The sequence below is a fragment of the Pseudomonas sp. 51_B genome, from assembly GCF_017491595.1.
Taxonomy (GTDB): domain Bacteria; phylum Pseudomonadota; class Gammaproteobacteria; order Pseudomonadales; family Pseudomonadaceae; genus Aquipseudomonas; species Aquipseudomonas promysalinigenes.
On sequence record NZ_JAFGYW010000010.1, the window covers coordinates 50,991 to 63,098 of the forward strand.

Sequence of the window (12,108 nt, forward strand, 5' to 3'; positions counted from 1 at the left end):
GAAATGAAAGCATCCATCAAAGCAGAAGTGAATGGCACTGAAGTCAAACTCCACGGTGTACTGGGTATCACCAATGCCCCGTACACAGCAGTCGTGGAACTGACCAGGCCAGGCAACGTCATCGAAAACCGAGTGGTCTCCAGCTCCGGCGACACCACTTGGCAACTGACCCTGCAGGGCTGTGAGCCCGGCGAATACAGGGCATTGATCCGCCCTCGCGAGGAAAAGGCGTTCGAAGCAACGCTGTGCAAGTTCGCCGTTGCCAACTGAGCGCTCTAAAGCAGCCGACGGCATTGACTGCCGTCGGCTGCAATCACGTCACTTCTCGGCGTGGTACGCAGCATCCGCTGCTGCGAAACGCGCAGCCATGGCCTTCGAAGGACTACCCAGCTTGCTCACCACCACGATAGCGATACTGGCGAACAGGAAGCCTGGGATGATTTCGTAAAGGCCTAGGGTGTCGAAATTCTTCCACAGGATCACGGTCAGCGCGCCAACCACGATACCTGCCAGCGCACCGTTGCGAGTCATACCTTTCCACAGGACCGAGATCAGTACCACTGGGCCGAACGCTGCGCCGAAGCCGGCCCAAGCGTATGCAACCAGACCCAGCACGCGGTTTTCCGGGTTAGCAGCCATGGCAATGGCGATCAGAGCAACGGCGAGCACCATGAAGCGGCCTACCCAGACCAGCTCACGCTGAGATGCACCCTTGCGCAGGAAGGCTTTGTAGAAGTCCTCGGTCAATGCACTGGAGCAAACCAGCAACTGGCAGCTGAGGGTACTCATCACCGCCGCCAGGATGGCCGACAGCAGCACACCAGCGATCCATGGGTTGAACAGGATCTTGGCAAGCTCGATGAACACGCGCTCATGGTTTTCGGTGACCGGGCCTGCCTGATCCGGATGGGCAGAGAAGTAGGCGATACCGAAGAAGCCCACGGCGCAGGTGCCAGCCAGGCAAAGGATCATCCAGGTCATGGAGATACGGCGAGCCTTGGCGATGGATTTCACCGAGTCGGCAGCCATGAAACGCGCCAGGATGTGAGGTTGGCCAAAGTAGCCCAGACCCCAGCCCAACAGCGAGATGATGCCGATGAAGGTGGCGCCTTTGAACATATCGAAATTGGCCGGGTTCTGCGCTTCGATGGCCATGAAGGTGGTATCGAAACCACCGGTCGAGATCAGCACGATCACCGGAGTGAGGATCAACGCAAAGATCATCAACGATGCCTGCACGGTGTCGGTCCAGCTCACCGCAAGGAAACCACCGATGAAGGTGTAGGCGATGGTGGCTGCGGCCCCTGCCCACAGAGCGGTTTCGTACGACATGCCGAAAGTGCTCTCGAACAGACGAGCGCCAGCAACGATGCCAGAAGCACAGTAAATGGTGAAGAACACCAGAATCACGATGGCCGAGATGATCCGCAGCAAGCCACTGGCATCTTCAAACCGGCTGGAGAAATAATCTGGCAGCGTCAACGCATCACCGTTGTGCTCGGTCTGCACGCGCAGACGGCCGGCGACGAACAACCAGTTCAGATAGGCACCAACGGTCAGGCCGATGGCAATCCAGGCCTCGGAAAGGCCGGCGAAGTAGATGGCACCCGGCAGGCCCATCAGCAGCCAACCGCTCATGTCGGAAGCGCCAGCCGAGAGTGCGGTAACCACACTGCCCAGGCTGCGTCCGCCAAGAATGTAATCGGAAAGGTTCTTTGTGGACCGATAAGCGGCGAAACCGATCAGTACCATAACCGCGATATAGATCACGAAAGTGATCGTTAGTGGATTGCCCATGCGTGTGCCCTGGCGTTTGTTTTTATGTCATGCGCAACCTTCGCGAAGTCGGTTGCACCCAGGCCGCGAATCCTATGCAACAACGCAAACCCGGTGCAACCCTTTTTCATTTGACAGTTGCACCCGGCCGTACCCTTTAGGAAAAATCCTGTTTCTTGCTTCTTTTTGGAGCAAAAGAGCGCCTACATAGAAGAAAACGCACCATAAAGGATTCTTTTCACACGGTAGGAAATCGCCTCAGACGAGTTGCACCTTTTCTTGTGAAAAAACGGGTTGCACCTGGTTGCACCCGAAATCTCCTACAGATAATCTTGATGCCAGCTTAAGCCACAGCCGTGGCAATAATGAGGATAAGAAATTGGCGACGACCACCCTTGGGGTCAAACTCGATGACCCGACCCGCGAACGACTCAAAGCAGCTGCGCAATCGATCGATCGCACGCCGCATTGGTTGATCAAGCAAGCGATCTTCAATTATCTGGAGAAGCTAGAGGGTGGTGCCACTTTGACCGAGCTTAACGGCCATGCAAACAGCTTGGTTGACGATGCCGGGGAAGTCCAGCCAGACCACGCCCACCAGTGCTTCCTCGAATTTGCCGAAAGCATTCTGCCGCAGTCGGTATTGCGCTCGGCGATCACCGCCGCTTATCGCCGCCCTGAGCAGGAAGTGGTGCCGATGCTTCTTGAGCAGGCGCGCCTTAGCACTGCCCAGGCGGAAGCGACCAACAAGCTGGCCGCAAGCATTGCCGAGAAACTGCGCAATCAGAAGAGCGCTGGCGGCCGTGCTGGCATCGTCCAGGGCCTGCTGCAAGAGTTCTCGCTGTCGTCTCAGGAAGGCGTGGCGCTGATGTGCCTGGCCGAGGCGCTGCTGCGCATCCCTGACAAGGGCACCCGCGACGCCCTTATTCGCGACAAGATCAGTAACGGCAACTGGCAGCCACACCTGGGCAACAGCCCGTCGCTATTCGTCAACGCCGCCACCTGGGGCCTGCTGCTGACCGGCAAACTGGTTTCCACCCACAACGAAACGGGCCTGAGCTCCTCGCTGACGCGCATCATCGGTAAAAGTGGCGAGCCGATGATCCGTAAGGGTGTCGACATGGCGATGCGCCTGATGGGCGAGCAGTTCGTCACCGGTGAAACCATCGCCGAAGCCCTGGCCAATGCCAGCCGCTTCGAGGCCAAGGGCTTCCGCTACTCCTACGACATGCTTGGCGAAGCCGCACTGACCGAGCACGACGCGCAGAAATATCTGGCCTCTTATGAGCAGGCGATCCATTCGATCGGCAAAGCGTCCCATGGCCGCGGCATCTATGAAGGCCCAGGTATCTCCATCAAGCTTTCGGCACTGCACCCGCGCTACAGCCGCGCCCAGTACGAGCGCGTGATGGAGGAGCTGTACCCACGCCTGCTGTCGCTGACCCTGCTGGCCAAGCAATACGACATTGGCCTGAACATCGACGCCGAAGAAGCCGACCGCCTGGAGCTGTCCCTGGACCTGCTCGAGCGCCTGTGCTTCGAGCCAAGCCTGGCAGGCTGGAATGGTATCGGCTTCGTGATCCAGGCTTACCAGAAGCGCTGCCCGTATGTGATCGACTACGTCATCGACCTGGCCAAGCGCAGCCGTCATCGCCTGATGATCCGCCTGGTAAAAGGCGCGTACTGGGATAGCGAAATCAAGCGTGCACAGGTCGAAGGCCTGGAAGGCTACCCGGTCTACACCCGCAAGGTGTACACCGACGTTTCTTACGTCGCCTGCGCTCGCAAGCTGCTGGCCGTGCCGGAAGCGATCTACCCACAGTTCGCGACCCACAACGCCCATACCCTATCGGCGATTTACCATATCGCTGGCCAGAACTACTACCCAGGCCAATATGAGTTTCAGTGCTTGCACGGCATGGGTGAGCCCCTTTACGAGCAAGTTGTAGGCAAGGTGGCAGATGGCAAGCTGAACCGCCCTTGCCGGGTATACGCACCGGTCGGCACCCACGAAACCCTGCTGGCCTACCTGGTTCGTCGCCTGCTGGAAAACGGCGCCAACACCTCGTTCGTCAACCGCATCGCCGACCATTCCATCTCCATCCAGGAATTGGTTGCCGACCCAGTTGCCAGCATCGAGCGCATGGGTACTCAGGAGGGCGGCATCGGCCTGCCGCACCCGCGCATTGCGCTGCCGCGCGAGCTCTACGGCACCGACCGCGCCAACTCCGCCGGCATCGACATGGCCAACGAACATCGCCTGGCATCGCTGTCCTGCGCCATGCTGGCCACCGCTCAGAGCGACTGGAAAGCCACTCCGATGCTGGCCTGCGCCGCCAGCGAAACAGCTGCCGTCGCCGTGTTGAACCCTGCAGACCACCGCGACGTGGTGGGCCACGTGCAAGAAGCCACCGTCGCCGACGTCGACAATGCCATCCAGTGCGCACTGAACGCCGCGCCGATTTGGCAGGCCACGCCCCCGGCCGAGCGCGCAGCCATCTTGGAGCGCACCGCCGACCTGATGGAGGCTGAAATACAGCCGTTGATGGGCCTGCTCATCCGCGAAGCGGGCAAAACGTTCGCCAACGCCATCGCCGAAGTGCGTGAAGCCGTAGATTTCCTGCGCTACTACGCGGTGCAGGCCCGTAATGACTTCAGCAACGACGCCCACCGCCCGCTGGGCCCGGTGGTGTGCATCAGCCCGTGGAACTTCCCACTGGCCATCTTCACCGGCCAAGTGGCTGCAGCACTGGCTGCCGGCAACCCGGTACTGGCCAAGCCTGCCGAGCAGACTCCGCTGATCGCCGCCCAGGCTGTGCGCCTGCTGCTCGAGGCAGGCATCCCGGAAGGCGTGCTGCAACTGCTCCCAGGGCGTGGCGAAACCGTCGGTGCCGGCCTGGTCGGTGACGAGCGCGTCAAAGGTGTGATGTTCACCGGCTCCACCGAAGTGGCCCGGCTGCTGCAGCGCAATGTCGCCGGCCGCCTGGACAACCAAGGCCGTCCGATCCCGCTGATTGCCGAAACCGGTGGCCAGAACGCGATGATCGTCGACTCGTCGGCGCTGACCGAACAGGTGGTGATCGACGTGGTGTCTTCGGCCTTCGACAGCGCCGGCCAGCGCTGCTCGGCGCTGCGGGTGCTGTGCCTGCAGGAAGACTCCGCCGACCGCGTGATCGAAATGCTCAAGGGCGCAATGGCCGAGAGCCGTCTGGGTTGCCCAGACCGCCTGGCCGTGGACATTGGCCCGGTAATCGACGCCGAAGCCAAGGCTGGTATCGAGAAGCACATCCAAGGCATGCGCGATAAAGGCCGCGCGGTGTATCAGGTGGCGATCGCCGATGCTGCCGAAATCAAACGCGGCACCTTCGTGATGCCGACCCTGATCGAACTGGAAAGCTTCGATGAGCTCAAGCGTGAAATCTTCGGCCCTGTCCTGCACGTGGTGCGTTACAACCGCCGCAACCTCGATCAACTGATCGAGCAGATCAACGCATCCGGCTATGGCCTGACCCTCGGTGTCCATACCCGCATCGACGAAACCATCGCCAAGGTGGTTGAGACTGCCAATGCCGGCAACATGTACGTCAACCGCAACATCGTTGGCGCCGTGGTCGGCGTGCAACCCTTCGGTGGCGAAGGCCTGTCCGGCACCGGCCCGAAAGCCGGCGGCCCGCTGTACCTGTACCGCCTGCTGTCGACCCGCCCGGCCGACGCGATTGGCCGGCATTTCCAGCAGGCCGATGGCCAAAGCCAGCCAGACCGCGCCTTGCATGAACAGTTGGTCAAGCCGCTGCACAGCTTGAAGGCATGGGCGCAGAGCAACCAAGACGCTGACCTGGCTACGCTGTGCGAACAGTTCGCCAGCCAATCGCAGAGCGGTATCGCCCGTCTCTTGCCAGGCCCTACCGGCGAGCGCAACAGCTACACCATCCTGCCGCGCGAACATGTGCTGTGCCTGGCGGACAACGAGGCCGACCTGCTGGCGCAGTTGGCTGCCGTGCTGGCTGTGGGCAGCTCGGCGGTATGGGTGGACGGCGAGCCAGGCAAGGCCCTGCGCGGCCGCTTGCCGAAGGAGCTGCAGGCCAAGGTCAAGCTGGTGAGCGACTGGAGCAAGGATGAAGTGGCATTCGACGCTGTCATCCACCACGGCGACTCGGACCAACTGCGCGGCGTGTGCCAGCAAGTGGCCAAGCGTGCCGGGGCGATCGTGGGTGTGCATGGGTTGTCCAGTGGCGACCACCAGATTGCCCTGGAGCGCCTGGTGATCGAGCGAGCGGTGAGTGTGAATACAGCGGCGGCGGGCGGTAACGCCAGCTTGATGACCATTGGCTGACGGCTGGGGTTATCGATGAACAAGGAGAGCTTCGGCTCTCCTTTTTTTCGTCTTGAGTTTTTCTGCGCCTGCGAGATCGAGCGCCGCCCGCGCAGCTCGCGATGCGCCCCGCGGGCGGCGCTCGATCTCACCGGCAACGAAACAATCAAGGCAAGCACCTATAAGCCCTGATAGCCCCTACTCGCGCTCAGGTCAACACCTCAGTGGCTTAACCTGACGACGCAACCACCAGAGACTCAAACCTTTGACTAACTCTGAAGACAAAAGCCCCGCCACCCATATCCAATTATTGATTTCAGCAATAATCATCGGCAGAACCAAGACTATTGAAACAGATGGAACAATATAAAAATATCTAAATGGTATTTGCAGCATCGCCAAGTACACAGCCCACTTTTTACCTGCATAAAGTCCGATACACGTGACGACCACCGACCCCTGTAGAACCAAACCAGCCCAAATCAACGCTTCCGGCCCACCCCAACTACGCATCACTTCAAGGCCACTCTCCAAGTCCGACCAGAGCGGCACATCTCCACGGGCAGCGCTACGCAGACAATACAAACAAATGTAAAACGCGTCCATGCCGGCCCAGAACAGATATAAGAAATGCCGCAGTCTAACGCTTGAGTCAGTCAATGTGCACTATCCACTTCCATACAGCTGATGATCCATTTTTGATGGCGCCCACCTCAATTCGGGCTAACACGACACATCAATCGGAGAGCGTACATTCTCGCGAACAACAAACCATTTTCCATTACGCACCAATGTCAAAGCTCGCTCTATTTCATCGCCGAGCAATGCTCGCCCCACAGGCAAATTACAAGCACCAATAAATTCACCCAACCCGCGCAGATGAATACTTCTGCGCAGTGCGTCTCGGACGACGGACTGGGCAAAGAAACGATCTTCGACCCTGGAAATTTCTTCTTTCCAAACATTGCGCCAATGGCAAACTCTATCCACAAAATTTCCTCACTAGCAAAGAACAACATCTACCTCTTTTTCATTGCTATGGTTGTAGGGGCTTTCCGCAAGATGCGTAAGCACCCCCTGCATTTCGTGGAAGCTTGCGAGCCTTACCAGCATTCTCCTTTTTCATGGGCGTATGTCTTGAGATGGTTGCCGACGGTGAGATCTTGGCAAGATCTCGCGTCGTACCCACAAGGCGGTCGAGCGCGCCTGTCACAGAGGTTAATGGCCCGAAACAAACGGAGGAGCGAGCGCAGCTCGCGATGCGCCGCGCGGGCGGCGCTCGATCTCACCGGCAACGAAACAATCAAGGCAAGCGCCAGCCCACCCTCACCCGTTCTAAACCCATATCACCCAAACCTATTAACCTCCCCCCTTCCAGTACCACCGCTTAGACTCGGCACATGCCCGTTCAAGGACCGCTGCCATGCCCGAGACCCTGCTCAGTTCCCGCAATTTGGCTTTCGAACTCTACGAAGTGCTCGACGCCCAAGCCCTGGCTCAACGCCCGCGTTTCGCCGAGCACAGCCGCGAAACCTTCGACGCGGCCCTGGCCACCGCCCGCACCATCGCCGAAAAACTCTTCGCCCCGCACAACCGCAAGGCCGACGAGAACGAGCCGCGCTACATCAACGGCCGCGCCGAGCTGATCCCCGAGGTAAAGCCCGCCGTCGACGCCTTCCTCGAAGCCGGCTTCCTCAACGCCAATCGCGACTACGACGCGGGCGGGATGCAACTGCCCAGCCTGGTCTCGCAGGCCTGCTTCGCCCACTTCCAGGCAGCCAACGCCGGCACCACGGCCTACCCGTTCCTGACCATGGGCGCAGCCAACCTCATCGAGAGCTTCGGCACCGACGAACAAAAGCGTCTGTACCTGCAACCGATGATCGAAGGCCGCTACTTCGGCACCATGGCCCTGACCGAACCCCACGCAGGCTCTTCGCTGGCCGATATCCGCACCCGCGCCGAACCCGCCGGCGATGGCACTTACCGACTCAAGGGCAACAAGATCTTCATCTCCGGCGGCGACCACGAGCTGTCGGAAAACATCGTGCACATGGTGCTGGCCAAGCTGCCGGATGCACCGCCCGGCGTTAAGGGCATTTCGCTGTTCATCGTGCCCAAGTACCTGGTCAACGACGATGGCAGCCGTGGCTCGCGCAACGATGTGTCGCTGGCGGGGTTGTTCCACAAGATGGGCTGGCGCGGCACCACCTCCACCGCACTGAACTTCGGTGATCAAGGCCAGTGCGTTGGGTATCTGGTCGGCCAGCCCCACCAGGGACTGGCGTGCATGTTCCAGATGATGAACGAGGCGCGCATCGGCGTCGGCATGGGTGCGGTGATGCTCGGCTACGCCGGCTACCTGTATTCCTTGGAGTACGCCCGTCAGCGTCCACAGGGCCGTATGCCGGACAACAAAGACCCGCACAGCCCAGCCGTGCCAATCATCAGCCACACCGACGTCAAGCGCATGTTGCTGACGCAAAAAGCTTATGTCGAAGGCGCCTTCGACCTTGGCCTGTACGCTGCGCGGCTATACGACGATACCCACACGGCCCAAGATCAGCTTCAGCGCGACCAGGCTCAGCAGTTACTCGACCTGCTGACCCCTATCGTGAAATCCTGGCCTTCGACCTTTTGCCTCAAGGCCAACGAATTGGCCATCCAGATACTCGGCGGCCACGGCTACACCCGCGAGTACCCCGTAGAGCAGTACTACCGCGACAACCGCCTGAACCCGATCCACGAAGGTACCGAGGGCATCCAGTCCCTGGACTTGCTAGGGCGCAAGCTTGCGCAGAACAACGGCGCTGGGCTCAAGCAACTGATCCGCCAGATCGCTGCAACGGCTGAACGGGCCAGCCATCACGCCAACCTGGACGCGATGCGCCAGCCCCTGGAGCACCTGGTCAACCGCCTGCAGGCGGTGACGCTATCCCTGCTGGGCGATCTTGCCCAATCCAAGGTTGCCAGCGCCTTGGCCAACTCCGCCCTGTACCTGAAGGTATTCGGCCACTGCGTGGTCGGCTGGCGCTGGCTGGAACAGGCCATTCATGCCGAACTTGGCCTGCTCAACGGTACAGCTGCTGACCGCGACTTCTACCAGGGTAAGCTGCAAGCCGCACGTTATTTCCTGACTTGGGAAATTCCTGGCTGCCATAATGAGCTGGCATTGCTCGAGGCGCGCGACGACACGTGTCTTACCATGCAAGAAGGGTGGTTCTAGGGGGAGCCACCGTGAAAACGGAGGCTTGCACATGTTCGATTCCAGCGCCCTGCTGCGCCAGCGCTTTGCCGCGCTGCGCAGCACCGCCGAGATGTTTTCCCTACGCCATGTGAAACAGGCGCATCAGGCGCTTTCGGTGCGCCGCAATGTGGCCGAACCGCCGCACTTCAGCCAGGACGAAGGCGCCATGCTGACAGTGCGGGTCAATGGCGTTGAGGCCTACGCGGCCACTGCAGATCTGTCGCAAGCTGGCCTGCAACAGGCACTGGAACAGGCTGAAAAACTGGCACGGCAGATCGCCAAGCACAGCCTGCTCGATCTGCGCGAGCAACCGGTGACCAGCGCCTGTCACGACCACCTTTCGCCCAACTTCGACCAGCCGGTGCCCAATCTGGCCGACTGCCTGGACCTGCTGGCCGCCGAATCGGCCAGCGTGCCGAAAGACAGCCGCCTGGTGGACTGGCAGGCCAGCCTGGGCATAAGCGTCGTCGAACAGACCTACCTGAACTCGGCTGGCGCACAGCTGCGCCATGCACAGCGCTTCATTTTCCCAGGCTTGAGCGTCACCGCCAGCGACGGACAGGACAGCCAATGCCGCAGCCTGGGCCGCGAAAATTTCGGCCAACAGGGCGGGTTCGAGATCATCGAGCGCTGTGGTTTGGTCGGTGCTGGTCGGCATGTGGCCGACCAGGCGCTGCAATTGCTGCTGGCGCCTAACACACCCAGTGGCCCGCGCGACCTGCTGCTGATGCCCGACCAGATGATGCTGCAAATCCATGAGTCGATCGGTCACCCACTGGAAATGGACAGGATCCTTGGCGATGAGCGCAACTACGCGGGCACCAGCTTCGTCACATCCCGCGACTTCGGCCAGTTGCAATACGGCTCCAGCCTGCTGAACGTGACCTTCGACCCCACCATAGGCGAAGAGCTGGCCAGCTACAGCTTCGATGATGACGGTAGCGCTGCCAGTAAGCAGTTCCTGATTCGCGACGGCCTGCTGCTGCGCCCGCTGGGCGGTGCGCTGTCGCAATTTCGTTCGGGCCTGGACGGCGTGGCCAACAGCCGCGCCTGCGGCTGGAACCGTGCGCCGATCGACCGTATGGCCAACCTCAACATCGAGCCCGGTGATCAATCCCTCGAACAACTGGTGCAGGGCATCGAGTCCGGCATCCTGATGCGCACCAACCGCTCCTGGTCCATCGACGATGCGCGCAACAAATTCCAATTCGGTTGCGAATGGGGCCAATTGATCGAAAATGGCGAGCTCAAAGGCGTGGTCAAGAACCCGAATTACCGCGGCATCTCGGCGCAGTTCTGGCGTAATCTCGCGGCCGTCGGTGATCGCAGCACCTTCCAGGTGCTTGGTACGCCCAACTGTGGCAAAGGCGAACCCAACCAGGTGGTCAGGGTCGGGCATGCCTCGCCCGCCTGCGTATTCCGCCAGATCGACGTGTTCGGAGGTGACGCCTGATGAAACAGCTTTTCCAGACCTTGGTCGCCTCCGTGCAGGCGGCCCTGCAAACAGGCGAGCACTTCACTTGCGGCTTCAGCGCCGAGCGGTCGCAGTTCGTGCGTTTCAATCACGCCAAAGTGCGCCAGGCCGGCGAGGTGAGCCAGGCCAGCGCGCAGTTACGGCTGATCCGTGACGGGCGCCAGGCAGAGCAGCAAGTGACCCTCAGTGGCGACCCTGCAATCGACCAGCAACGCCTGAGCCAGGCGTTGCAGCAGCTACGTCAGACCTTACCGCTGCTGGCCGTCGACCCCTACCTGCGCCTGGACGACAGTGCCTGGCACAAGCTCGACCAGCAGGACCAGCCGCTGCCTGCCCTCGATCAGCTACTGGCGCTGCTTGAAGACCAAACGAGTGACCTGGACCTGGTCGGCATCTATGCCGCAGGGCCGATCTACCGTGGTTTTGCCAGCTCGTTCGGGGCGTTTGGCTGGCACCAGGCCAACAGCTTCAACTTCGACTGGAGCTTGTTCCACAGCAATGGCCAGGCGGTGAAAGCCAACTATGCCGGCCAACACTGGAGTGAGGAAGCGTTCACCACACGTCTGCGCCAGGCGCGGGAACAGTTGGGCTTTCTTGGGCGCCCCGCCATCACCCTCGAACCTGGGAGCTATCGCGCCTACCTGGCGCCGGCGGCGATGGACGAGATCGCCGGTATGCTCTGTTGGGGTGGCTTCTCGGCCCAAGCCCTGGCTACTGGCAACAGTGCCTTGCAGCGCCTCTACAACGGCGATGCGCAACTGCACCCACAAGTGACCCTCAGCGAGCAGATCAGCGGCTCGCTCAGTCCGGCCTTCTCCGACGAGGGCTCGCCGCGCATGGACGTGCCGCTGATCGCCCACGGCAAAGCCTTGCAGCGGCTGGTCAGCGCTCGCAGCGCGGCAGAATTCGGGTTGCTGGCCAATGGTGCCGACAGCTACGAGTCGCCTTGCGCGCTCAGCCTGGCGCCGGGTAGTTTGCCCAGCGCGCAGGTCCTCGAACGGCTGGGCACCGGGCTTTACATCAGCAACCTGTGGTACCTCAACTACTCCGACCTACCCGCCGCACGCATGACGGGCTTGACCCGTTTCGCCACACTTTGGGTGGAAAACGGCGAGATTCAGGGGCCGGTGAATACCATGCGCTTCGATGACAGCTTGTACAGCCTGCTCGGCAGCCAGCTCGAAGACCTGACCCAAGAGCGGGAGATGATTCTATCGACCAGCACTTATGGGCAGCGCAGTACCGGTTCGAGTCATCTGCCCGGAGCGCTGGTCAAAGGGTTGACCCTGACATTGTGAT

The 12,108-nt window shown here is 60.8% G+C and carries 8 protein-coding genes; 6 read left to right on the plus strand and 2 right to left on the minus strand.

Annotated features, from left to right (window positions below):
* Nucleotides 1-3 precede the first annotated feature (3 nt).
* Nucleotides 4-270, plus strand: coding sequence for a hypothetical protein (locus J5M56_RS13345; RefSeq protein WP_207937108.1), 267 nt, complete (start codon nt 4-6; stop codon nt 268-270).
* Nucleotides 271-318: 48 nt separating this feature from the next.
* Here J5M56_RS13345 and putP read toward each other — a convergent pair whose 3' ends face one another.
* Nucleotides 319-1,797 (minus strand): sodium/proline symporter PutP, encoded by a 1,479-nt coding sequence (putP, locus tag J5M56_RS13350; RefSeq protein ID WP_207937109.1) that lies wholly within the window; start codon nt 1,795-1,797, stop codon nt 319-321.
* A gap of 358 nt (nt 1,798-2,155) precedes the next feature.
* Between putP and putA the strand changes: the two genes are divergently transcribed.
* Both putA and J5M56_RS13360 read left to right on the plus strand, forming a co-directional pair.
* Nucleotides 2,156-6,109 (plus strand): trifunctional transcriptional regulator/proline dehydrogenase/L-glutamate gamma-semialdehyde dehydrogenase, encoded by a 3,954-nt coding sequence (gene putA / locus J5M56_RS13355; RefSeq protein WP_207937110.1) that lies wholly within the window; start codon nt 2,156-2,158, stop codon nt 6,107-6,109.
* A 15-nt stretch (nt 6,110-6,124) separates the two neighbouring features.
* Nucleotides 6,125-6,280 carry a hypothetical protein gene (locus J5M56_RS13360; protein WP_186476350.1) on the plus strand — a complete coding sequence of 52 codons (156 nt, stop codon included), beginning with the start codon at nt 6,125-6,127 and terminating at the stop codon, nt 6,278-6,280.
* A 21-nt stretch (nt 6,281-6,301) separates the two neighbouring features.
* On the opposite strand, the gene J5M56_RS13365 is transcribed toward J5M56_RS13360, so the two are convergent.
* Complete coding sequence (locus J5M56_RS13365; protein ID WP_243430736.1) at nt 6,302-6,748, minus strand: hypothetical protein; 447 nt, start codon at nt 6,746-6,748, stop codon at nt 6,302-6,304.
* A 763-nt stretch (nt 6,749-7,511) separates the two neighbouring features.
* Between J5M56_RS13365 and J5M56_RS13370 the strand changes: the two genes are divergently transcribed.
* The 3 genes from J5M56_RS13370 to J5M56_RS13380 are packed head-to-tail and all read left to right on the plus strand — an operon-like array spanning nt 7,512 to nt 12,107.
* Nucleotides 7,512-9,314, plus strand: coding sequence for an acyl-CoA dehydrogenase (locus J5M56_RS13370; protein WP_186476348.1), 1,803 nt, complete (start codon nt 7,512-7,514; stop codon nt 9,312-9,314).
* A 31-nt stretch (nt 9,315-9,345) separates the two neighbouring features.
* Nucleotides 9,346-10,788 carry a TldD/PmbA family protein gene (locus J5M56_RS13375; RefSeq protein WP_207937111.1) on the plus strand — a complete coding sequence of 481 codons (1,443 nt, stop codon included), beginning with the start codon at nt 9,346-9,348 and terminating at the stop codon, nt 10,786-10,788.
* On the plus strand, nt 10,788-12,107 hold the full coding sequence (locus J5M56_RS13380; protein ID WP_207937112.1) for a TldD/PmbA family protein: 1,320 nt from the start codon (nt 10,788-10,790) through the stop codon (nt 12,105-12,107). The genes J5M56_RS13375 and J5M56_RS13380 overlap by 1 nt, the downstream gene beginning before the upstream one ends.
* The last annotated feature ends 1 nt before the right edge of the window (nt 12,108 follow it).